The sequence below is a fragment of the Bradyrhizobium sp. WSM4872 genome (assembly GCF_055811715.1).
In genome coordinates this window covers 1-21,722 of record NZ_JBVVPT010000047.1, presented here as the reverse complement: position 1 = coordinate 21,722, position 21,722 = coordinate 1, and the positions used below count along the sequence as shown (strand labels likewise).

General features: G+C 64.6%; 21 protein-coding genes. 20 read left to right on the top strand and 1 reads right to left on the bottom strand.

All coding sequences use genetic code 11. The annotated features are described in order from the left end of the window. Positions 1–2: 2 nt before the first annotated feature. The 5 genes from AC0L3C_RS34635 to mmsB all read left to right on the top strand — a co-directional run bounded on the left by AC0L3C_RS34635 (position 3) and on the right by mmsB (position 6,056). Positions 3–1,079 carry an aldose epimerase family protein gene (locus AC0L3C_RS34635; RefSeq protein ID WP_473410247.1) on the top strand — a complete coding sequence of 359 codons (1,077 nt, stop codon included), beginning with the start codon at positions 3–5 and terminating at the stop codon, positions 1,077–1,079. Then, positions 1,079–1,957: an SMP-30/gluconolactonase/LRE family protein gene (locus tag AC0L3C_RS34630; RefSeq protein WP_473410246.1), complete on the top strand. Its 879-nt coding sequence runs from the start codon at positions 1,079–1,081 to the stop codon at positions 1,955–1,957. Before AC0L3C_RS34635 ends, AC0L3C_RS34630 begins: the two co-directional genes overlap by 1 nt. 73 nt (positions 1,958–2,030) lie before the next feature. Continuing rightward, a complete protein-coding gene (chvE, locus tag AC0L3C_RS34625) occupies positions 2,031–3,104 on the top strand; it encodes a multiple monosaccharide ABC transporter substrate-binding protein (protein ID WP_063993005.1) in 1,074 nt (357 codons plus the stop codon). A gap of 187 nt (positions 3,105–3,291) precedes the next feature. Then, entirely contained in the window at positions 3,292–4,869 is a 1,578-nt protein-coding gene (gene mmsA, locus AC0L3C_RS34620) for a multiple monosaccharide ABC transporter ATP-binding protein (protein ID WP_473410245.1), read from the top strand. Beyond that, positions 4,866–6,056 (top strand): multiple monosaccharide ABC transporter permease, encoded by a 1,191-nt coding sequence (mmsB, locus tag AC0L3C_RS34615; RefSeq protein ID WP_473266656.1) that lies wholly within the window; start codon positions 4,866–4,868, stop codon positions 6,054–6,056. Before mmsA ends, mmsB begins: the two co-directional genes overlap by 4 nt. 14 nt (positions 6,057–6,070) lie before the next feature. On the opposite strand, the gene AC0L3C_RS34610 is transcribed toward mmsB, so the two are convergent. Then, positions 6,071–6,226, bottom strand: a complete 156-nt coding sequence (locus tag AC0L3C_RS34610) for a hypothetical protein (protein ID WP_473410244.1) — start codon at positions 6,224–6,226, stop codon at positions 6,071–6,073. A gap of 172 nt (positions 6,227–6,398) precedes the next feature. On the opposite strand from AC0L3C_RS34610, the gene AC0L3C_RS34605 reads away from it, so the two are divergent. From AC0L3C_RS34605 to AC0L3C_RS34535, 15 genes are all read left to right on the top strand, one after another. Beyond that, positions 6,399–6,974, top strand: coding sequence for a cytochrome c oxidase subunit 3 family protein (locus AC0L3C_RS34605; protein ID WP_473410243.1), 576 nt, complete (start codon positions 6,399–6,401; stop codon positions 6,972–6,974). A 2-nt stretch (positions 6,975–6,976) separates the two neighbouring features. After that, positions 6,977–7,237 carry a cytochrome C oxidase subunit IV family protein gene (locus AC0L3C_RS34600; protein ID WP_473266650.1) on the top strand — a complete coding sequence of 87 codons (261 nt, stop codon included), beginning with the start codon at positions 6,977–6,979 and terminating at the stop codon, positions 7,235–7,237. Positions 7,238–7,333: 96 nt separating this feature from the next. Continuing rightward, complete coding sequence (locus tag AC0L3C_RS34595) at positions 7,334–7,786, top strand: c-type cytochrome (protein ID WP_473410242.1); 453 nt, start codon at positions 7,334–7,336, stop codon at positions 7,784–7,786. 38 nt (positions 7,787–7,824) lie between these two features. After that, positions 7,825–9,171 carry a cbb3-type cytochrome c oxidase subunit I gene (locus tag AC0L3C_RS34590; RefSeq protein WP_473258338.1) on the top strand — a complete coding sequence of 449 codons (1,347 nt, stop codon included), beginning with the start codon at positions 7,825–7,827 and terminating at the stop codon, positions 9,169–9,171. A 60-nt stretch (positions 9,172–9,231) separates the two neighbouring features. After that, positions 9,232–10,038 (top strand): AAA family ATPase, encoded by an 807-nt coding sequence (locus tag AC0L3C_RS34585; protein WP_473410241.1) that lies wholly within the window; start codon positions 9,232–9,234, stop codon positions 10,036–10,038. Between the two features lie 10 nt (positions 10,039–10,048). Beyond that, a complete protein-coding gene (locus AC0L3C_RS34580; RefSeq protein WP_473410240.1) occupies positions 10,049–11,965 on the top strand; it encodes a nitric oxide reductase activation protein NorD in 1,917 nt (638 codons plus the stop codon). Between the two features lie 74 nt (positions 11,966–12,039). Beyond that, the gene (locus tag AC0L3C_RS34575; RefSeq protein ID WP_473258332.1) at positions 12,040–12,705 is read left to right on the top strand and encodes an HAD family hydrolase; all 666 of its coding nucleotides are present in this window, start codon (positions 12,040–12,042) and stop codon (positions 12,703–12,705) included. 8 nt (positions 12,706–12,713) lie between these two features. Further along, a complete protein-coding gene (locus AC0L3C_RS34570; RefSeq protein WP_473258330.1) occupies positions 12,714–13,664 on the top strand; it encodes a sugar-binding transcriptional regulator in 951 nt (316 codons plus the stop codon). Positions 13,665–14,048: 384 nt separating this feature from the next. Next, positions 14,049–15,302: an ABC transporter substrate-binding protein gene (locus AC0L3C_RS34565; RefSeq protein WP_473410254.1), complete on the top strand. Its 1,254-nt coding sequence runs from the start codon at positions 14,049–14,051 to the stop codon at positions 15,300–15,302. 90 nt (positions 15,303–15,392) lie between these two features. Continuing rightward, the gene (locus tag AC0L3C_RS34560; RefSeq protein ID WP_473410239.1) at positions 15,393–16,265 is read left to right on the top strand and encodes a carbohydrate ABC transporter permease; all 873 of its coding nucleotides are present in this window, start codon (positions 15,393–15,395) and stop codon (positions 16,263–16,265) included. Between the two features lie 3 nt (positions 16,266–16,268). Continuing rightward, positions 16,269–17,099, top strand: coding sequence for a carbohydrate ABC transporter permease (locus AC0L3C_RS34555; protein ID WP_007608460.1), 831 nt, complete (start codon positions 16,269–16,271; stop codon positions 17,097–17,099). A 16-nt stretch (positions 17,100–17,115) separates the two neighbouring features. Then, a complete protein-coding gene (locus tag AC0L3C_RS34550; protein WP_473258325.1) occupies positions 17,116–18,123 on the top strand; it encodes an ABC transporter ATP-binding protein in 1,008 nt (335 codons plus the stop codon). Positions 18,124–18,162: 39 nt separating this feature from the next. Then, a complete protein-coding gene (locus AC0L3C_RS34545; protein WP_473258323.1) occupies positions 18,163–18,936 on the top strand; it encodes an SDR family NAD(P)-dependent oxidoreductase in 774 nt (257 codons plus the stop codon). Between the two features lie 38 nt (positions 18,937–18,974). Then, the gene (locus AC0L3C_RS34540; RefSeq protein WP_473410238.1) at positions 18,975–20,615 is read left to right on the top strand and encodes an FGGY-family carbohydrate kinase; all 1,641 of its coding nucleotides are present in this window, start codon (positions 18,975–18,977) and stop codon (positions 20,613–20,615) included. 5 nt (positions 20,616–20,620) lie between these two features. Next, entirely contained in the window at positions 20,621–21,556 is a 936-nt protein-coding gene (locus AC0L3C_RS34535; RefSeq protein WP_473258319.1) for a carbohydrate kinase family protein, read from the top strand. Positions 21,557–21,722: the final 166 nt, after the last annotated feature.

Below are 21,722 nucleotides of genomic sequence, written 5' to 3'. Positions count from 1 at the left end.
TCATGGCTGGATCGAAAACAGAAAGAGACGTCTTCGGAACGCTGCCGGACGGCCGCAAGGTGGAGCGCATCGTGCTGCGCGGAGAGGGCGGGTTCGAGGCGCGCATTATCACCCATGGTGCAGTCTTGCAGGCCTTGATCGCGCCGGACGCCAAGGGTGGCTACGACGACGTCGTGCTCGGCCATGACGCATTCGCCGGCTATCTCGCCGAACGAAAGTTCTTCGGCGCCACCGTCGGCCGCTACGCCAATCGCATCGCCAACGGGCAATTTTCGCTCGACGGCGAAACGGTGCAGCTTCCCGTCAACAATGGTCCGAATGCGCTGCATGGCGGCCTCGACGGCTTCGACCGCAAGCTCTGGGACGTTGCGGAGATCGACGACGGCGCCGAGCCCGCGGTCACGCTGACCTACAGGAGCCCGCACGGCGAGGAAAACTATCCCGGTCGTCTCGAGGTTCGCCTGACTTATCGCGTCACCGGCCCGGCCGAGCTATCCCTGATCATGGAGGCGAGGACCGACCGGCCGACCATCGTGAACCTGACCAACCACAGCTTCTTCAATCTGGAAGGCGCGACATCAGGGACGCCCATTCTCGATCACAAGCTGACAGTCGCCGCCGGGCATTTCCTCGCGATCGATCCCACCGCCATTCCGTTGCCGGAGCCGCCGCGCAGCGTTGCCGGCACGCCGTTCGATTTCCGCGAGCCGCGGCCCGTCGGCGAGCGCATCCGCGAGAGCCACCAGCAATTGCGCAACGGCAAGGGCTACGACCACACCTACTGTCTCGCGCGCGACGGCAAGCTTGCGCTCGCGGCACGGCTGGAGGCGCCGCGCTCGGGGCGCATCATGGAGCTGTTCACGGATCAGCCTGGTCTGCAGGTCTATTCGGGTAATTATCTCGACGGCACGATTTCGGGCAAGGGTGGCAAGCTCTACCGGCAGTCAGACGCGATGTGCCTGGAGCCGCATATCTGGCCGGATGCACCGAACCGGCCGGATTTCCCGAGCCCGCGCCTGGCGCCCGGCGAGGTCTATCGCCATCATACGGTCTATCGTTTTGCGATGAGGAGGTCCTGATGGAACAGGTGCCGACCTCGGTTCTTTCGGACGATCCTTGCCATCTCGGCGAGGGGCCGACCTATGACGTGAGCACGGACACGGCCTGGTGGTTCGATATCCGGGAGGGGCGACTGTTCGAGGCGCAGCTCGGCAGCGGCAGCATTCGCGTCCATGCGCTGAGCCGGATGGCGAGCGCACTTGGGCGGATCGATGCCGAACGGCAGTTGATCGTCGCGGAAGACGGGCTCTATATCCGCAAGATCGCCGACGGCGCGATGACGCTGCTCTGTCCGCTCGAAGCCGACAATCCCGCGACCCGCTCCAACGATGCCCGCGTGCATCCCTCCGGCACGTTCTGGATCGGCACCATGGGCCGCAAGGCGGAAGCAGGGGCAGGCGCGATCTACGCATTCCATCACGGCGAGATATCGATGCTGTTTCCGCGCATCAGCATTCCCAACTCGATCTGCTTCTCGCCCGACGGCGCCACTGGCTACTTCGCCGACACTGCGCGCGCGGTGCTCTATGCGGTGCCGCTCAATCCCACGACCGGCCTGCCGCGCGGCGAGCCGGAAGTGCTGCTGCGCCACACCGGCATCGGCGGCCTCGACGGTTCGGTGTGTGACGCGGACGGAAACATCTGGAATGCCTGCTGGGGCGCGAGCCGCATCGACGTCTACTCTCCGCAAGGCGAGCGGCTGCGTTCGCTGAGCGTGCCGGCAAAGCAGGCGAGCTGCCCCGTTTTTGTCGGCCCCGATCTGTCGCGTCTCCTCGTCACCTCGGCCTGGCAGGACATGGATGCGACGGCGCGTGCCGCCGATCCGCAAGCCGGCTACACCTTCCTGTTGGAGGCCTCCGCGCATGGTCGCGCGGAGCCTGACGTCAAGCTCGCATAGGAGGCTCGAAGCCGCACACCGCCAAACTTCTCGACGACACCAAAAAACAGTCTGACATCCAAGGGAGCGAATCATGTTGAAACTGAAGACGACATTCCTGGCGCTGGCGCTGGCCGGCGCCGCGACGATGGCCGCAGGCGTCACCGCCTCGGCCCAGGACAAAGCAACAGTCGGCATCGCCATGCCGACCAAATCTTCGGCGCGCTGGATCGACGATGGCAACAACATGGTCAAGGTGCTGAAGGAGCGCGGCTACAATACCGACCTGCAATATGCCGAGGACGACATTCCGAACCAGCTCTCCCAGGTCGAGAACATGGTGACCAAGGGCGCGAAAGCGCTGGTGATCGCCGCGATCGATGGCACCACGCTCTCCGACGTGCTCAAGCAGGCGAAAGCAAAAGGCATCACCGTGATCGCCTATGACCGCTTGATCCGCGGCACGCCGAACGTCGACTATTACGCGACCTTCGACAATTTCCAGGTCGGCGTGCTCCAGGCGCAATCAATCGAGAAAGGGCTTGGCCTCAAGGAGGGCAAGGGTCCGTTCAACATCGAGCTGTTCGGCGGCTCGCCCGACGACAACAACGCCTACTTCTTCTACAACGGCGCGATGAGCGTGCTGAAGCCGTATATCGACAGCGGCAAGCTCGTCGTCGCCTCCGGCCAGATGGGCATGGACAAGGTTGCGACCCTGCGCTGGGACGGCGCCACCGCGCAGGCCCGCATGGACAATCTGCTCAGCGCCTACTACGGCAACAAGAAGGTCAACGCCGTGCTGTCGCCGTATGACGGCCTGTCGATCGGCATCATCTCCTCGCTGAAGGGCGTCGGTTATGGCAGCGCCGGCCAGCCGATGCCCATCATCTCGGGCCAGGATGCCGAGGTGCCCTCGATCAAGGCGATGCTGCGCGGCGACCAGTATTCGACCATCTTCAAGGACACCCGCGATCTCGCCAAGGTGACCGCCGACATGGTCGACGCTGCGCTTGCCGGCAAGCAGGTCACCGTCAATGACACCAAGACCTACGAGAACGGCGCCAAGACCGTGCCGTCCTATCTGCTCAAGCCGGTCGTGGTCTACAAGGACAATTGGGAGAAGGTCCTGGTCGAGAGCGGCTACTACAAGAAGGCGCAGTTCCAGTAAGAGGTCTACTCCCTCTCCCGACCTGCGGAGAGGGAGTTCTTTAGGGGTAGGGCGAAGCGCATGTTTATCAACTCGTCTTGCCCGGGCTTGTCCCGGGCATCCACGTCCCTCTTCGCAAGCGGCTGCACGTAGATGGCCGGGACAAGCCCGGCCATGACGATTGTGGAAGCCCCGGGAGAATGATCCGATGACCGCAATGCTTGAGATGCGCAACGTCAGCAAGAGCTTTTCCGGCGTCCAGGCGCTGCGCGACGTCAATTTCTCGGTTGAAGCCGGGCAGATCCACGCCCTTGTCGGCGAGAACGGTGCCGGCAAGTCCACACTGATGAAGGTGCTCAGCGGCGTCTACCCGGCCGGCAGCTACGAGGGCACCATCATCTTTGATGGCGAGGAGCGTCGCTTCCGCGACATCAACGATTCCGAGGCGCTCGGCATCATCATCATCCATCAAGAGCTGGCGCTGATCCCGCTGATGTCGATTGCCGAAAACATCTTCCTGTCGCATCCGCCGTCCAAGCTCGGCGTCATCGATCGCGACGAGGTGTATCGGCGCACGCGCGACCTGCTCGCGCAGGTCGGTCTGAAGGAATCGCCGGATACGCTGATCACCGATCTCGGCGTCGGCAAGCAGCAGCTGGTCGAGATCGCCAAGGCGCTGTCCAAGCGGGTGCGGATGCTGATCCTGGACGAGCCGACCGCGAGCCTCAACGAGGCCGACAGCGCCGCGCTGCTGGAGCGGCTGATGGCGTTCCGCGCGCAGGGCATCGGCTCGATCCTGATCTCGCACAAGCTCAACGAGGTCGCCAAGGTCGCCGACCACATCACCGTGCTGCGCGACGGCCGCACCGTCGACAGCATTGATTGCCACGCCGAGCCGATCCAGGAAGACCGCATCATCCGCAGCATGGTCAACCGCGATCTCGCCCATCGCTTTCCCGAGCGCAGCATGAAGATCGCCGAGCCGGTCCTGACCGTCGAGAACTGGTCGGTCTATCACCCCATCCATCCCGAGCGGCAGGTGATCAAGAACGTCAATTTCGGCGTCAAGCGCGGCGAGGTCGTCGGCATCGCCGGGTTGATGGGGGCGGGGCGCACCGAATTCGCCATGAGCCTGTTCGGCCGCTCCTGGGGCACCAATATCAGCGGCCGTATCAGGCTCGAAGGCCGCGAGATCGTGCTGCCGAACGTCGCAGCCGCGATCGACGCCGGCCTTGCCTATGTCACTGAGGACCGCAAGCAGCTCGGACTGATCCTCGCCGACGACGTCCGCAAGAACATCACGCTCGCAAGCCTCGACCAGGTCGCCCCCAACCGGGTGATCGACGACATCGCCGAGCTGAAGGTCGCCAGCGACTACCGCAACCGGATGCGCATCCGCTGCTCCGACGTCTATCAGGAGACCGGCCAGCTCTCCGGCGGTAACCAGCAGAAGGTCGTGCTGTCGAAATGGCTGATGACCGACCCCAAAGTGCTGATCCTGGACGAGCCGACACGGGGCATCGACGTCGGTGCCAAGTACGAGATTTACTGTATCATCAACGAGCTTGCGGAAGCCGGCCGCGGCGTCGTGGTGATCTCCTCGGAGATGCCCGAGCTGCTCGGCATCTGCGACCGCATCTGCGTCATGAACGACGGCGCCTTCGTAGGCGAGTTCAAGGGCGCAGACGCAACGCAGGAAAAGATCATGCGCGCCATCATGCGCAACGACAGAAATTATGGAAGCAGCGCCCTTGCGGGTGCGGAGATGGGAGGATCGCAGCCATGACCGACAAGACGGTTTCGCTGCCCGAGGAGGGCCGGCACGGCAGCTTCATCAAGAACAATCTGCGCAATTACGGCATGCTGATGTCGCTGATCGCGATCATGCTGTTCTTCCAGGTCATGACGGGCGGCACGCTGCTCCAGCCGCTCAACCTGACCAATCTGGTGCTCCAGAACAGCTACATCGTCATCATGGCGCTGGGCATGCTGCTGGTCATCGTCACCGGCCATATCGACCTCTCGGTCGGCTCGGTCGCGGGCTTCGTGGGCGCGGTGGCCGCCGTGCTGATGGTGACCTACAAGGTCGACTACACGCTCGCCTTCATCGCCTGCCTGCTGCTGGGCGCGGCAATCGGCGCCGCGCAGGGCTATTGGGTGGCCTATTTCAAGATCCCCTCCTTCATCGTGACGCTGGCCGGCATGCTGGTGTTCAAGGGCCTCGCGCTCGCGGTGTTGCAGGGCCAGTCGCTCGGGCCGTTCCCGGCGACCTTCCAGAAATTGTCGTCGGGGTTTATTCCGGAGATGCTGCCCGAGGCCGGCACGCTGCACCCGACGTCGATGCTGATCGGTGCGGTGCTCGCGCTCGGCCTCGTCTACGCCGGCGCCAAGGGGCGCTCGCGCGAGCAGCTGCACGGCATCGAGGTCGAGCCTTACGCGTTCTTCCTCGGCAAGAGCATTCTCCTGGCCTGCGCCGTGCTCTATTTCACCTATCTGATCGCCTCGCATCGCGGTCTGCCGAACGTGCTGGTCATCATGACCGCGCTGATCGCGCTCTATGGCTTCGTTACCCGCCGTACCGTCATCGGTCGGCAGGTCTATGCCGTCGGCGGCAATGCGAAAGCGGCAAGCCTGTCGGGCATCAAGACGGAACGGTTGACCTTCCTCACCTTCGTCAACATGGGTGTGCTCGCTGCGCTCGCCGGCCTCGTCTTCGCCGCGCGCCTCAACACCGCAACGCCGAAGGCGGGCCTCGGCTTCGAGCTCGACGTCATCGCGGCCTGCTTCATCGGCGGCGCCTCGGCCTATGGCGGTGTCGGCCGCGTCGGCGGTGCCGTGGTCGGTGCCATGATCATGGGCGTGATGAACAATGGCATGTCCATCCTCGGCATCGGCATCGACTACCAGCAGGTCATCAAGGGCCTGGTCCTGCTCGGGGCGGTGTGCATCGACGTGTACAATCAGCGCAGATGAGGCTACGGCAGTCATTACTGCGTCGTGAACAGCACCGCGGCGATTGCGACGGAGAGGCTCACCGCCGAGACGGTGGCGACGGTCGATAGCACGCCCATTCGCCGGAGCGCGATGGCGAAGACGATGATGATGGGCGTCGCGGTGATCAGCCCGATTTGTGCATCGCTCATGTTATCGCTCGCAGCTCCGCGGAACCCTGGGGCGTTTGGTATCGCGACCCGGCCGGCCGGACGTTGCGACGGCGCAAACAAATTGATCGACATTCCCCAAGTTTGTCCGGCCACAAACTCGGATCGACACGGCTGAGCTAAGTCTGGCCGGTGTCCTGATCCGGAAGAGCAGATGTCGGCAGCCGATTGCGAGCAACAGGGAAACGGCTGGGGAATTCTGGATGATCTTCCCGGCGATCCCATGATCTGGGTGCTGATCTTCAGCGAGCTCGCCGCCTTCGGTCTGTTTCTCGGTGCCTTCACGGTCGCCCGCGCGATCCATCCGGCCGTGTTCGCGGCGGGGCAGGCGGCGCTTGATCCGGGTCTCGCCGGATTGAACACTGTCGTGCTGGTGACGAGCGGTTGGGCCGCAGCCCGGGCTACGAAGGCCGCGCGGGCCAGCGAGAGCCGGGCGACACGTTACTGGCTCCTCACGGCCATGGGGCTTGGCGGCCTGTTCGTGGCGATCAAGCTCGGCGAATATGCCGAAGAGATCGGACGCGGCATCGGACTCGAGACCAGTCCGTTCTTCACACTCTATTTCCTCCTGACCGGCTTCCATCTCCTGCACGTCTGCCTCGGCATCATCATCCTCGCATTCGTCTGCCGCCGCGCTGAAGCGTTCGGCGTCGAGACGGGAACGGCCTTCTGGCACATGGTCGATCTGGTCTGGATCGTAATGTTCCCGATTCTTTATCTGGTGCGGTGACGATGCCGAATCGCCTGGACATCACCTGGCTCGCGCTGATTGGCCTCGCGCTCGCGACCATCCTGGTGCCATCGCTGGTGCCGCGGCCGTTGCTCGGCAACGCCCTGCTGCTGGCCTTGGCTGCCGTCAAGGGCCGTCGGATTGCGCTCGATTTCCTCGATCTTCGCGCGGCGCCTGCGCTCTGGCGCGGCGTCGTCAGCGCCTGGATCCTCATGGTGGTGCTGTTTGCCTGGGTCACATCCGCCGTCGTCGCCTTGATCTGACTCACTCCTTGCGCCCTGACAAAGAACGGGCCGTGCCAATCGGCAATAAATCGCATCACCGATTTACGCGACGGGACTCAATTGAAAGGATTGGCAATGGCTGAACGCCTGACCAAGTCGGCCGCTCGAAACGTCTTCTACGGCGGCTCGGCCTTTTTCTTCGCCATCTTCATCGGGCTGACGGCGCACAGCCACTACTACATGGCCACGATATCGACCGACGCGGCGACGCTGACGTCGTCGGTCGCCCGCGGCAAGCATGTCTGGGAGAAGAACTCCTGCATCAACTGCCACACGTTGCTCGGCGAAGGCGCCTATTTCGCGCCCGAAGTCGGCAACGTCTGGGATCGATGGGGCGGCAAGGAAGACCCGGCCGGCGCGCGAGAGACGCTGAAGGCCTGGATGCAGTCGCAGCCCTCGGGCGCGGAGGGCCGGCGGCAGATGCCGCAATTCAACCTCACCGACCAGGAGCTCAACGATCTCGCCGATTTCCTGCAATGGGTGAGGACCATCAAGCGCCAGGATTGGCCGCCGAACAAGGCCGGCTGAGCCCGCCGCTTTCCTCTTTCAAGACAGAGAGATCCGAGATGAAATATCAGACCCAGAAAGTCGCGATGCTGTATTTCTACGGCGCGCTGACCCTGTTCCTGGCCCAGGTCCTGTTCGGCCTCCTCGCCGGGACCATCTACGTCCTGCCCAACACGCTGTCGGTGCTGCTGCCGTTCAACATCGTCAGGATGATCCATACCAACGCGCTGATCGTGTGGTCGTTGATCGGCTTCATGGGCGCGACCTACTTCCTGCTGCCTGAGGAAACCGAGACCGAGCTGTACAGCCCGCTGCTCGCAAAGATCCAGTTCTGGATGTTCTTTGGCGCGGCGGGCGTGGCGGTGGTCGGCTATCTCTTCCACTACCATGAAGGCCGCGAGTTCCTCGAGCAGCCCTTCATCATCAAGGTCGGCATCGTCGTCGTCTGCCTGATGTTCCTGTTCAACGTGACCATGACCGCGCTCAAGGGGCGCAAGACCACTGTTACCAACATCCTGCTGTTCGGCCTGTGGGGCGTTGCGATCTTCTTCCTGTTCGCCTTCTACAATCCGGCGAACCTCGCCGTCGACAAGATGTACTGGTGGTACGTCGTCCATCTCTGGGTCGAGGGCGTCTGGGAGCTGATCATGGCCTCCGTGCTCGCTTATCTCATGATCAAGCTCAATGGCATCGATCGCGAGGTGGTCGAGAAGTGGCTCTACGTCATCATCGGCCTCGCGCTGTTCTCGGGGATTCTCGGCACCGGCCACCATTTCTACTGGATCGGCGCGCCCGGCTACTGGCAGTGGATCGGCTCGTTGTTCTCGACGCTCGAGGTCGCGCCGTTCTTCACGATGGTGATCTTCACGGTGCAGATGACCTGGAAGGCCGGCCGCAAGCACCCGAACCGCGCCGCGCTGCTGTGGTCAGTTGGCTGTTCGGTAATGGCGTTCCTGGGCGCCGGCGTCTGGGGTTTCCTGCACACGCTGTCCTCGGTGAACTACTACACCCACGGCACGCAGGTCACCGCCGCGCACGGCCATCTCGCCTTCTTCGGCGCCTATGTGATGCTCAACCTTGCCGTGATGGCTTACGCCATCCCGCAGATCAAGGGACGCGCGCCCTATAACCAGTGGCTCAGCATGACGAGCTTCTGGATCATGTGCACGGCCATGATGACCATGACGTTCGCGCTGACCTTTGCCGGCGTGGTCCAGGTCCATCTCCAGCGCGTGCTCGGCCAGGGCTACATGGACGTGCAGGACCAGCTCGCCTTCTTCTACTGGGTGCGGCTCGGCTCCGGTGTGTTCGTCGCGATCTCCGCGCTGATGTTCGTCTGGGCGGTGCTGGTGCCCGGCCGCGAAAGGCAGGCGACCATTCCCGCCGTGCTGCAGCCGGCCGAGTAAGCGTGACGGGGGCCGCGTTTCCATCGCGGCCGCCGCTTCAGGAATTTTCGGAGAGAGATCATGAAAGCAGCCCTTCACGCCTTGGCCGCGCCTGCGCTACCGGCCTATGTTGCAAGCGGCAACGAATGTGCGCTGTTCGAGCATGCCTGGCGGCACCGGCTCCCGGTTCTGCTGAAGGGGCCGACCGGTTGCGGCAAGACGCGTTTCGTCGCGCATATGGCGGCGCGGCTCGGCTTGCCGCTCCACACCGTCGCCTGCCACGACGATCTCACTGCCGCCGATCTCACGGGGCGCTATCTCCTGAGGGGCGGCGACACCGTGTGGACCGACGGTCCATTGACGCGCGCGGTCCGCGAGAGCGGCATCTGCTATCTCGACGAGGTGGTGGAAGCTCGCAAGGACGTCACCGTCGTGCTGCATCCGCTCACCGACGACCGCCGTATCCTGCCGCTGGAGCGAACCGGCGAGGAGCTCGTCGCTCCCGCGAGCTTCATGCTCGTCGTCTCCTACAATCCCGGTTACCAGACCCTGCTCAAGGCGTTGAAGCCGTCGACGCGGCAGCGCTTCGTCGCCATCGAGTTCGGCTTCCTGCCGACCGAGCAGGAGATTGCGGTCGTGTCGGCCGAGAGCGGGCTGCCGCCGGATCGCGTACGGCCGCTGGTCGCGCTCGCCGGACGTCTGCGGGCGCTGAAGGGGCATGATCTGGAGGAGGGCGTCTCGACCCGGCTCGTGGTGTATTGCGCGACCTTGATCGCGGCGGGAGTCTCGATCGTCGATGCCGTGCTCGCCGGCATGATCGAGCCGCTGACCGACGATTCCGACGTGAAGGCGGCGCTGCTGGATGTCGCGCGCGCCGTGATTGGGTGAGGCAGGTTCCATGCTCGACTTCCTCGAACTGGAGGAGACGGTCGGCCGTGCCTGGCACCGGATGGTCGGCGGCACCGCGAGCTATCCGGTCCAAGATGATCACGCGGTCGCGCTTGCGGAGGTGAGAGGCCGGCTCGCGGTGATGTTCCGTGCGCTTGGGGGCGAGACGGGCGTTCAGATCGCGAGTGCAGGCGCGCGCAGGGCGGGCCATCGGCTCGGCTGGCGGCAACGCATCGGCCTTGGAGACGAACGTCTCGAACAGCCGGGCCGCGACGCCACGACCATCTTCCTCCCCGACCGCATCGCGATATTTGCCGACCACGACCTCAACGCATGCCTCTATCGCTGGCTTGCGGCGTGGTTCGCGGTCGCGCCGATCGAGACGATCACGGAGGATGATCCGCTGCGGCGGGACCTTCTGGTCTTGCGCCGGGCGAGCGAGACGGCGGTCTTCGTGCTCACGCAGTTTCCCGGGCTCGCCGCCGATTACGCGCGGCTCGCCGCAGCAACTGCCGAAGCCCGGCCGCAACGTCAGTTGCCGCGTCTCGAGCAGGAGATCGAGCAGATCGTCCTGGCCTTGCTCGGGGCCGGAAAGGCGCCCGCAGGCCAGCTGTGGCCCGCGATGATGGGGACAGGTCAGCTGCCGGACAAGGCCCCGCCCGGCTATCGCTCGGTCCTGCCATGTCCGCTCTGGGGCGATTGCTGGACGCGCGAGCTCTCGCCCGCGCATGCGGGCGACGACGAGTGCGCAGCGGGCGCGGGGGACGCGGCCCAGGACAATCGCAAGCGCTTTGCCGTGCGCGAGCGCGAGGACAACGCCAACCGCCGCGATCCCTTCGTGCTCAACCGCTTCGAAAAGATTCTCGCAATGGCCGAGATGGTCAATGTCGACCGTCCGGCTGACGACAGCGAGGACGCGGACGCGCAGAAGGCCGCCGACGATCTCGAGGAGATGACGCTGAGCCGCCGCAGCGGCAAGCCGGCGAGCCGGCTCAAATTCGATCTCGACCTGCCGCCGGAAGCCCTCGATGCCTCGCTGCTGAACGCTGACCTCAGCTATCCCGAATGGGATTGCCGCAGCAGCTCCTACCTGCCCGATCATTGCCGCGTGCTCGCGGGCGCCGCGTCCGAGACCGGCGAGATCTGGTCGCCCGACGAGACCATGCGCCGGCATATCCGTCAGGTACGGCAGCGCTTCGAGATCTTGCGGCCGCGCCGCGAATTGATGCGCGCCCAGGCCGACGGGCACGATCTCGACCTCGACGCGCTCGTGCGCGCCCGGTGCGATCTTCGCGCCGGCAGCGGCGGCGGTCTCGATCGCATCCATGTCGCGATGCGCCCGCAGGGGCATGATCTCGCCGTCACACTGCTTGTCGACGTCTCGCTCTCGACGGACGCCTGGGTCGACGGCCATCGCGTGCTCGACGTCGAGAAGGAGGCGCTACTCGTGCTCGCGCACGGCCTGTCGGCCTGCGGCGACCATCACAGCATCCTGACCTTCACCTCGCGCCGGCGGTCCTGGGTGCGGCTCGAAACCGTCAAGGCCTTCGGCGAGCCGATGAGCGGGGCAGTGGAGCGTCGTATCGGTGCGCTGAAGCCCGGCTATTACACGCGGATCGGCGCGGCGGTGCGCCACGCCTCGGCCGAGCTCGCGCGTCAGCCGCAACGCAAGAAGCTGCTGCTCGTCCTCACCGACGGCAAGCCGAACGATGTCGATCACTACGAAGGCCGCTTCGCGGTCGAGGACACCCGCAAATCGGTGCAGGAGGCGCGCCGGCTCGGCATCGCCGCCTTCGGCGTCACGGTGGACGCAACCGCGCAATCCTATTTCCCGACGCTGTTCGGGCGTGGAGGCTACGCCATCGTCGGCAACATCCGCCGACTGCCCGCGGCCCTGCCGGCGATTTACCGGCAGGTGGCGCACTGATTCAGGAAAGGGTGCGGCGTTCCGGCCTTGGGTGAGCTATTGCCCACCAATTGGGTATATGATCGAATGCTGGGATGGACCAGGGCCGGCCGAAACTCGATCTGATCATCTTCGACTGCGACGGCGTGCTGGTCGACAGTGAGCTGTTGAGCTGTCGGTGCCTGTCGGACGTGCTGGCCGAATGCGGCATCGCGCTGAGCCCGGAGCAGGCGTTCGAACTCTTTCTCGGACGCAGCACCAAAGCGGTCGAGCAGCATTATCGGGACCTCGGGCAGGTCGTGCCGGACGGCTTTCTGCCGCGCTTGAAGTCGCATGTGTTGAGCACGTTTGCCGGATCACTCCAGCCGATCGCGGGTGTTGCCACCGTGATATCGGAATTGCGGATACCATTTTGCGTAGCCTCGTCCAGCGATATCGACCGTGTCGCGCTCTCTCTTGACGTCACCGGCCTGCGGGCGCATTTCGGCGACCGGATCTACACCGCGCAGATGGTCAGGCACGGCAAGCCGGCGCCTGATCTCTTTCTCTACGCAGCCGAGCAGACGGGCGCGCAACCTGCGCGCACGCTGGTGATCGAGGACAGTGCGAGCGGCGTGCAGGCGGGCAAGGCGGCCGGCATGACGGTCTGGGGATTTGCCGGCGGCAGCCATTATCGCGGCCGCGACGGGCAGGCTATACTGTCGGGTGCGGGGGCCGACCGGGTCTTCGCGCGCATGATCGATTTCTGGAAGGACGCCTGACGTCTGCCATGGCCGCCGAGAACGAAAAGTCCAGGCTCGATGACGCCGCGCGTGCCGGCTGGCTCTATTTCATTGCCGGTCACACCCAGGACGAGATCGCAAAGATGCTCCAGGTGTCCCGAGCGTCGGCGCAGCGGCTGGTGTCGCTGTGTCTCGCCGAGCGGCTCATCACCTTCCGGCTCGAACATCCCATCGCCGCGTGCATGGAACTGGCGGCGCGTCTGAAGCAGCGTTTCGAGCTTACTCATTGCGAGGTGGTGCCGGCGGATTCCGCCGCGCCGCAGGCCACAGCGGGCATTGCCGAACGCTGCGCCAACCTGCTCGATTCCACCCTGCGTTCGGAGACCCCCGTCATCGTCGCGCTCGGGACGGGACGCGCCGTGCGCGCCGCGGTCGAGCGCGTCACGCCGATCGACCGGCCCAACCACCAGATCGTCTCGCTGGTCGGCAATATCTCCGCCGACGGTTCGGCGAGCTTCTACGACACCGTCGGCCGGCTCGCCGACCGCACCGGTGCGCGGCACTATCCGATGCCGCTACCGTTCCTGATGTCGTCCGAGGATGAGCGCAACAAGATGGTCCGGATCGAGCCGATCGCAAAGGTGAAGGCGGTCGCGGCCAAGGCGGATTTGCGCCTCGTCGGCATCGGCCAGATGGACCAGAAGGCGCAGGTCCATGTCGACGGCTTCGTCACCCGCGACGAATTGTTCGAGATGATGCGGCAAGGGGCGATCGGCGAGATCACAGGCTGGGCGTACGACGCCAAGGGCCGCCTGCTCAAGGCCGGCACCAACAAACGCCTGACCAGCATCCCGCCGGAGGTCCCGGCGAAGACCACCACGATCGGCGCCGCGGTCGGCGCAGCCAAGGTGCCGGCGATCGCGGCGGCGTTGAATGGACGGTTGATCAACGGGCTGATCACGGACGAGGCGACCGCACGGGCGATTCTGGAGCGGTAGGGCGTAAGCCGCCGCGGCAATGGGACTGCGCTCCCTTGCCCGCTTGCGGGAGAGGGCTGGGGAGAGGGTCTCTCCGCTGGCAAGATTCCCCAAGAGGAGAAAGCCCTCATCCGTATCGCATCTGCGATGCGATACGACCTCTCCCGCAAGCGGGAGAGGTGACGAACCCGCGGCGCCTTCTTGCAGACATCACTCGCTCCCGCACCGCAGCACTCATAAGTTGCGCGAACAGCTTTGTGCCTGCTTGACAATGGCTCGCCCTCAGTCGAACATACGCCCAACGCGTGGGTATATGCTCAAAAGCGCGATCCTAGGGAGGTCACCGTGAAACACGTCCTTGGCGCCGTCTGCGGCGCATCTTGCCTGTTGCTGGCCGTCCCCGCGATGGCCGAAACCACCCTGACGATCGCCACCGTGAACAACGGCGATATGATCCGCATGCAGGGGCTGACGGGTGAATTCACCAAGAAGAACCCCGATATATCGGTCAGATGGGTGACGCTTGAGGAGAACGTGCTGCGCCAGCGCGTCACCACCGACATCGCCACCAAGGGCGGCCAGTTCGACGTCCTCACCATCGGCACCTACGAGGTGCCGATCTGGGCCAAGAAGGGCTGGCTGGTGCCGCTCGCCAATCTTGGCGCCGACTACGACGTCGCCGACCTCCTGCCCAAGATCAAGGATGCGGTCTCGGTCGACGGCAAGCTCTACGCCGCGCCGTTCTACGGCGAGAGCTCGATGGTGATGTACCGCACCGACCTGTTCGACAAGGCCGGCCTCAAGATGCCGGAAAAGCCGACCTGGGATTTTGTCGTCGACGCCGCCAAGAAGCTCACCGACAAGAGCGCCGGCGTCTACGGCATCTGCCTGCGCGGCAAGGCCGGCTGGGGCGAGAACATGGCGTTCCTCTCCGCCATGGCCAATTCCTATGGCGCACGCTGGTTCGACGAGAAGTGGCAGCCGCAGTTCAACACCCCGGAATGGAAGGCGACAATCACGACCTATGTCGACCTGATGAAGCAGGCCGGCCCTCCCGGCGCGAGCTCGAACGGCTTCAACGAGAACCTCGCGCTGTTCAATGCCGGCAAGTGCGCAATGTGGATCGATGCCACCGTCGCGGCGTCGTTCGTCACCAATCCGAAGGACTCCAAGGTCGCCGACAAGGTCGGCTTCGCGCTGGCGCCCAACACCGGGCTCGGCAAGAACGCCAACTGGCTGTGGGCCTGGAGTCTCGCAATCCCCGCCGGCTCGAAGAAAGCGGAAGCCGCCGAGAAGTTCATCGCCTGGGCCACCAGCAAGGACTACACCAAGGTCGTGGCTGCGAAGGAGGGCTGGGCCAACGTGCCGCCGGGCACCCGAACCTCGCTCTACCAGAACCCCGATTATCTGAAGGTCGCCCCGTTCGCCAAGCTGACGCTGGCCTCGATCGACGCCGCCGATCCGAACAAGCCGACGGTGAAGCCGGTGCCTTACGTCGGCGTGCAATATGCGGCGATCCCCGAATTCCAGGGCATCGGCACCCAGGTGGGCCAGCAATTCTCGGCGGCTCTTGCGGGCTCGATGACGGTCGATGCCGCGCTCGCCGCAGCGCAATCCGCAACCGAGCGCGAGATGAAGCGCGCCGGCTACATCAAGTGAGCTCGAACTCTCCCTCCTGAGCTCAGACTTGCGGCCATCCACCGCCAGGGAGGGATAGCCGCCTTCTTTCCGCAAGCGGAGAAGCCAAAAATGGCGACCCGGCAGACGCAGCTTCTCGCACGGACGCTCCTGACGCCGGCCGTCGGGCTGCTGTTCATCTGGATGATCGTCCCGCTCGCGCTGACGCTCTATTTCTCGACGCTGCACTACAGTCTGCTCGATCCCGGCTCGGAATCATTCGTCGGGCTGGAAAATTTCCGCTACTTCCTGACCGATCCCGCGTTCCTCGCCTCCCTCCAGAATACGCTGGTGCTGGTCGGCTCGGTGCTGGCGCTGACCGTCCTGCTCGGAATTCCGCTGGCGCTTTTGCTCGACCAGCCCGTGATCGGCCTCAACATCGTGCGGCTGATGGTGATCGCGCCGTTCTTCGTCATGCCGACGGTGAGCGCACTGGTCTGGAAAAACCTGTTGATGCATCCGGTGTCCGGGCTGTTTGCCTGGATCGCGTCGCTGTTCGGCTTGACGCCGATCGACTGGTTTACCGACGCGCCGCTGCTCGCGGTGATCCTGATCGTGTCCTGGCAATGGCTGCCGTTCGCGACGCTAATTTTGCTCACTGCGATGCAGTCGCTCGACGAGGAGCAGAAGGAAGCCGCCGAAATGGACGGCGCCAGCGCGGTCTCGACCTTCATTTACATTACGCTCCCGCACCTCGCGCGTCCCATCACGGTGGTGATCCTGATCGAGACGATCTTCCTGCTCACCGTCTTTGCGGAAATCTACGTCACCACGGGCGGCGGCCCGGGACTCTTGACCACCAACATCGCCTTCCTGATCTATTCGCAGGCACTGATCCAGTACGATGTCGGCACCGCCTCGGCGGGCGGCCTCGTCGCTGTCGTGATCGCCAACATTGTTGCCTTTTTCCTCGTCCGTATCGTCGGCCGCAATCTGGAGGCATGAGACATGGCGCGTATGGCGACGAGGCAGCGGGTGGTGGTCTCGACCATTGGGGCGTGGTTCTTCGGCTTCCTGATCTTTTTCCCGATCCTCTGGATGGTGCTGGCGAGCTTCAAGACCGAACTTGAGGCCTTCGCGATTCCGCCGTCCTTCCTGTTCTTCCACTGGACCACCGAGAACTACGCGACGGTTCAGGAGCGCAGCGACTATTTCCTCCACGCGATGAACTCGATCATCATCGCCGGCGGCTCGACCTTGATCGCACTGCTGATCGCGATCCCCGCCGCCTGGTCGATGGCGTTCTCGCCGACCAAGCGCACCAAGGACATCCTGCTCTGGATGCTCTCGACCAAGATGATGCCGCCGGTCGGCGTGCTGGTGCCGATCTACCTGATCTACAAGTCCTTCGGCCTGCTCGATTCCCGCATCGGGCTCGTCTTCATCCTGTGCCTGGGAAACTTGCCGATCGTGATCTGGATGCTCTTCACCTATTTCAAGGAGATCCCGCGCGACATCCTGGAAGCCGCGCGCATGGACGGCGCCACCATCGGCCGCGAGCTGGTCTATGTCCTGACGCCGATGGCGATCCCGGGGCTTGCATCGACCATGCTGCTGAACCTGATTCTGGCCTGGAACGAGGCGTTCTGGACGCTCAATCTGTCGACCTCGAACGCTGCGCCGCTCACCACGTTCATCGCGTCCTATTCGAGCCCGGAAGGGCTGTTCTGGGCAAAGCTGTCGGCGGCGTCGACGCTGGCGATCGCGCCTATTCTCGTCCTCGGTTGGTTCAGCCAGAAGCAGCTCGTGCGCGGGCTCACCTTTGGCGCGGTAAAGTAGGAAGGGCTGCCGGATCATGGGTCAGATCACACTTCAGGACGTGCAGAAATCCTTCGGCCCCGTGCACATCATCAAGGGCGCGGACCTGGAGATTTCCGACGGGTCGTTCGTGGTGTTCGTGGGGCCATCGGGCTGCGGCAAGACCACGCTCTTGCGGCTGATCGCGGGGCTCGAGGACGTCTCCGGCGGCAAGATCCTGATCGACGGCAAGAACGTGGTCGACACGCCGCCGGCCAAGCGCGGGCTCTCGATGGTGTTCCAGTCCTACGCGCTCTATCCGCATATGAGCGTGCGCGGCAACATCGGCTTCGGCCTGAAGATGGCGGGGCTGGCCAAGGACGAGATCAACCGCAAGGTCGAGGCCGCCGCCGCAACGCTGAACCTCACCCCTTATCTCGATCGCAAGCCGCGCGAGCTCTCCGGCGGCCAGCGCCAGCGCGTCGCGATCGGGCGTGCCATCGTCCGCGAGCCCAAGGCGTTTTTGTTCGACGAACCACTCTCCAATCTCGACGCGGCGTTGCGCGTGCAGATGCGGATCGAGGTGACACGGCTTCAGAAGCAGCTCGGCACCACCGCGATCTATGTCACCCACGACCAGGTCGAGGCCATGACCATGGCCGACAAGATCGTCGTGCTCAACGGCGGCAAGATCGAGCAATACGGCTCGCCGCTGGATCTCTACGAGAAGCCGGCCAACCTCTTCGTCGCCGGCTTCATCGGTTCGCCGAAGATGAACTTCGTGACCGGCGAGCACGCGTTGCAGAAGGGCGCGGCCACGATCGGCGTACGGCCGGAGCATCTCAAGATCGAGCGCGACGGCGCCGGCGGCTGGCAGGGAACGATCGCGGTGGCCGAGCACCTCGGCAGCGACACCTTCCTTTATGTCGATGCCGGTCAGCTCGGCATGCTGACGGCGCGCTACGTCGGTGAATTGAGCCTGCACGCCGGCGACCATGTATCGCTGGTGCCGGAGCCCGCGCGCATCCATCGCTTCGACGCAAGCGGCAACGCCATCCGGGGCTGACAAGAAACGGCAAGAAACGGCAAGAAACGGAAAAGCAACATGTACCTGGAAAAATTCAAGCTGAACGGCAAGACCGCGTTCATCACCGGCGGCGGGCAGGGCATCGGGCTCGCCTGCGCCGAAGCGCTGGCCGAAGCCGGCGCCAGGGTCGTCATCGGCGATCGTGACAGCAAGGTCGCCGACAGTGCGAAAGCCAGCCTGAAGGCGAAGGGCTATGACGCCGAGACGGCGATCATGGACGTCACCGACACCAAGCGCGTGGCGGAAGTGGCCAACGACCTCGTCGCCCGCCACGGCAAGGTCGACATCCTGGTCAACAATGCCGGCATCGCCCGCAGCGAGACGCCGGCGGAGACCGTGACCGACGAGCACTGGCTCAACGTCATCGACGTCAATCTCAACGGCACCTTCTGGTGCTGCCGTGAGTTCGGCAAGCACATGCTGAAAGCGAAGAGCGGCGCCATCGTCAATGTCGGCTCGATGTCCGGCTTCATCGTCAACAAGCCGCAGGAGCAGTGCTTCTACAATGCCTCCAAGGCTGGCGTGCACCATCTGACGAAATCGCTCGCCGCCGAATGGGGGGCGCGCGGCATCCGCGTCAACGCGGTGGCGCCGACCTATATCGAGACGCCGCTCAACGCGTTCGTGAAGAGCAATCCGAGAATGTACGACGCCTGGATCGGTGGAACCCCGATGGCGCGGATGGGGCAGGTCGAGGAGATCGCCTCCGTCGTGCTGTTCCTCTCGTCCGAGGCCGCGAGCCTGATGACCGGCAGCATCGTGCTGGTGGATGGCGGCTACACTTGCTGGTAGGCTTGCGTCAAAACTGACGAGAGCTTCCGGGGGCGACAATGCCGCGAGCGTATATCGGCGTCGATGTAGGGACCACGAGCACGCGGGCCGGAGTGTTCGACGAAGCGGGCACCTTGCTGGCGATCGCACGGCATCCGATCAGGATATGGCATGAGGCCGGTGACATCGTCGAACAATCGTCCCAGGATATCTGGGACGCTTGCACGGCGTCGGTGCGGGCCGCGATGGCGGAAGCTGCAATCGCGCCCGACAGCGTCGGCGGTATCGGCTTCGACGCCACCTGTTCCCTCGTGGTGCTCGACCGACAAGGCGATCCGCTCACCATCAGCGCCTCCGGCGAGGCGCAACGCAACGTCATCGTCTGGATGGACCACCGCGCCACGGCCGAGGCGCGGCTGATCAACGAGACCGGTGATGCCGTGCTGCGCTATGTCGGCGGCTCGATCTCGCCAGAGATGGAGATGCCGAAACTGCTGTGGCTGAAGCGGCACATGCGCGCGAGCTTCGACGCCGCAGGGTACTTCTTCGATCTGGCGGACTTCCTGACCTGGCGCGCAACCGGCTCGCTGCAGCGCTCGACCTGCACGGTCACCTGCAAATGGAACTATCTCGCCCATGACGGCGGCGGCTGGAGCGCGCCATTCTTCAAGCGCATCGGCCTGTCGGACTTCGTCAACGAGACATACGCCCGCATCGGCACCGAGATCGTCGCGCCCGGCACGCGCCTCGGCGCAGGTCTTACGCGCGCCGCAGCCGCCGACCTTGGCCTGTCGCCGGGCACGCCGGTCGGCGCCTCGTTGATCGACGCCCATGCCGGCGGCATCGGTGCGATCGGTGGTCGCGACGGTGCGGGCGGTGCCACCGATGTCAGCGATCGCCTCGCCTACATCATGGGAACGTCGGCCTGCATCATGGCGACGACGAAGGAGCCGTGCTTCGTTCCGGGCGTGTGGGGCCCTTATTATTCCGGCATGGTGCCGGACTTCTGGCTCAACGAGGGCGGCCAGTCCGCCGCGGGCGCCGCGATCGACCATCTTCTCAAGTCGCATCCGGGCCATGCCGAGGCAAGCGCTGCGGCGCGAGCGGAGGGGCTCGACCTCATCGATTTCCTCGAGCGCCGCATCATCGCGCGCGCCGGCGATGCCAGCCGTGCCGCGCTGCTGGCACGCGACATTCACGTCCTCCCCGAATTCATCGGCAACCGCTCGCCCTATGCCGACCCTGACACGCGCGCGGTGATCGCGGGCCTCGATCTCGATACCGACATCGCCTCGATGGAACGGCTGTTCGTCGGCGGTCTGTGCGGGCTCGCCTATGGGCTTGCCGAGGTGATCGAGGCCTTTGCCGCGCATGGCGTCCATTCCAGCATCATGATCATGGGTGGCGGCGCCAGCCGCAGTCCGCTGGTGCGGCAGATCATGGCCGATACGACCGGCCTCACGGTCGCGCTGCCGCAGACCAGGGAGCCCGTGCTGCTCGGCGCCGCGATGCTCGGCGCAGTCGCAGGCGGCGCCTATGCCTCGATCGGGCAGACCATGGCAAAGATGTCGGCGCTGGGACGGAGGAGCGAGCCGACCACTCCCGACATCGCCGCCTTTCACGCCCGCAAGCGCGAGGTTTACAAGTTGCTGTGCGAGGTCGATCGCGGCAGCCGCGCCGCGATGCGAGTGGGAGTTTGAAACGGATGCTGATTTCCTGCGGCGATGCGCTGATCGATTTCGTCCCGACGCGAAACATCGACGGGCGCGAAGCGGTGATGCCGGCGGTCGGCGGCTCCTGCCTGAACGTCGCAATCGGCATGGCGCGGCTCGGCGCGCCGACCGGCTTTGTCGGCGGGATCTCGACGGACATGTTCGGACGCATGATCGCCGACCACGCCGCTGCCTCCAATGTCGAGCTCGCGCTCGCCGCCCGCAGCGATCGCCAGACCACGCTCGCCTTCGTTCGCATCGTCGCCGGCGAGTCGCATTACGCCTTCTACGACGCCGAGACCGCGACGCGGAACTGGAGCTACCGGCGCGGCTCCATTCCCTTCGATACGGTCGAAGTTCTTCATGTCGGCTCGACCACGCTCGTCAACGACCAGGGCGCGACCGAGACCAGGGCCCTGATCGCGGACGCAGGAGCGTCCTCGACAATCTCCTTTGATCCGAATTGCCGGCCCAACCTCGTGAAGGACAAGCCGGCTTATCTCGCCCGCATGGCCGAGTTTGCCGGCTGTGCCGATCTCATCAAGATGTCGGACGTCGATTTTACCTATCTGTTCGCCGAGGAGCCGTATCACCAGCGTGCGAGCACGCTGCTCGCACGCGGCGCGAGCCTCGTCGTCATCACCCGTGGCGACAACGGTGCGATCGCATGGCATGCGGGGGCAGGGCAGATCGAGGTCGCCGCCCCCAAGGTCGTGGTCGCCGACACCATTGGCGCGGGTGACAGTTTTCAGGCGGCGTTATTGTTCGCCCTGCACAAGCAGGGACGTCTCGCCCGGCAGCAACTGAAGGATATCGGCGCAGACGAGCTTCGCCGCGCGCTGTTCTTTGCCGCCAATTGCGCCGGGCTGACCTGCACCCGTCCGGGCGCCGATCCGCCCTGGAGCCACGAGATCAGTTGGAGCTGGTAATTCGCTTTTTCCTTCTCCCCTTGTGGGAGAAGGTGGCGCGAAGCGCCGGATGAGGGGTTGCTTCCGCGAATTCACAAACATGAGGTCACGCGCGGAGAGAACCCCTTGTATCTGCACGGCCAGCATTTGTGCGATGGAAGTGACTTAGCGCCTTGGCCGGTGGCCA

Excerpts from the sequence above, each read along its gene's own strand:
- AC0L3C_RS34595 (WP_473410242.1), top strand. The coding sequence starts at position 7,334 with ATGGCTGAACGCCTGACCAAGTCGGCCGCTCGAAACGTCTTCTACGGC.
- AC0L3C_RS34570 (WP_473258330.1), top strand. The coding sequence starts at position 12,714 with ATGGCCGCCGAGAACGAAAAGTCCAGGCTCGATGACGCCGCGCGTGCC.
- AC0L3C_RS34555 (WP_007608460.1), top strand. The coding sequence starts at position 16,269 with ATGGCGCGTATGGCGACGAGGCAGCGGGTGGTGGTCTCGACCATTGGG.
- AC0L3C_RS34605 (WP_473410243.1), top strand. The coding sequence starts at position 6,399 with ATGTCGGCAGCCGATTGCGAGCAACAGGGAAACGGCTGGGGAATTCTG.
- AC0L3C_RS34535 (WP_473258319.1), top strand. The coding sequence starts at position 20,621 with ATGCTGATTTCCTGCGGCGATGCGCTGATCGATTTCGTCCCGACGCGA.
- AC0L3C_RS34545 (WP_473258323.1), top strand. The coding sequence starts at position 18,163 with ATGTACCTGGAAAAATTCAAGCTGAACGGCAAGACCGCGTTCATCACC.
- AC0L3C_RS34590 (WP_473258338.1), top strand. The coding sequence starts at position 7,825 with ATGAAATATCAGACCCAGAAAGTCGCGATGCTGTATTTCTACGGCGCG.
- AC0L3C_RS34635 (WP_473410247.1), top strand. The coding sequence starts at position 3 with ATGGCTGGATCGAAAACAGAAAGAGACGTCTTCGGAACGCTGCCGGAC.
- mmsA (WP_473410245.1), top strand. The coding sequence starts at position 3,292 with ATGACCGCAATGCTTGAGATGCGCAACGTCAGCAAGAGCTTTTCCGGC.
- chvE (WP_063993005.1), top strand. The coding sequence starts at position 2,031 with ATGTTGAAACTGAAGACGACATTCCTGGCGCTGGCGCTGGCCGGCGCC.
- AC0L3C_RS34585 (WP_473410241.1), top strand. The coding sequence starts at position 9,232 with ATGAAAGCAGCCCTTCACGCCTTGGCCGCGCCTGCGCTACCGGCCTAT.
- AC0L3C_RS34580 (WP_473410240.1), top strand. The coding sequence starts at position 10,049 with ATGCTCGACTTCCTCGAACTGGAGGAGACGGTCGGCCGTGCCTGGCAC.
- AC0L3C_RS34565 (WP_473410254.1), top strand. The coding sequence starts at position 14,049 with ATGGCCGAAACCACCCTGACGATCGCCACCGTGAACAACGGCGATATG.
- AC0L3C_RS34550 (WP_473258325.1), top strand. The coding sequence starts at position 17,116 with ATGGGTCAGATCACACTTCAGGACGTGCAGAAATCCTTCGGCCCCGTG.
- AC0L3C_RS34560 (WP_473410239.1), top strand. The coding sequence starts at position 15,393 with ATGGCGACCCGGCAGACGCAGCTTCTCGCACGGACGCTCCTGACGCCG.
- AC0L3C_RS34600 (WP_473266650.1), top strand. The coding sequence starts at position 6,977 with ATGCCGAATCGCCTGGACATCACCTGGCTCGCGCTGATTGGCCTCGCG.
- mmsB (WP_473266656.1), top strand. The coding sequence starts at position 4,866 with ATGACCGACAAGACGGTTTCGCTGCCCGAGGAGGGCCGGCACGGCAGC.
- AC0L3C_RS34540 (WP_473410238.1), top strand. The coding sequence starts at position 18,975 with ATGCCGCGAGCGTATATCGGCGTCGATGTAGGGACCACGAGCACGCGG.
- AC0L3C_RS34575 (WP_473258332.1), top strand. The coding sequence starts at position 12,040 with ATGGACCAGGGCCGGCCGAAACTCGATCTGATCATCTTCGACTGCGAC.
- AC0L3C_RS34610 (WP_473410244.1), bottom strand. The coding sequence starts at position 6,226 with ATGAGCGATGCACAAATCGGGCTGATCACCGCGACGCCCATCATCATC.
- AC0L3C_RS34630 (WP_473410246.1), top strand. The coding sequence starts at position 1,079 with ATGGAACAGGTGCCGACCTCGGTTCTTTCGGACGATCCTTGCCATCTC.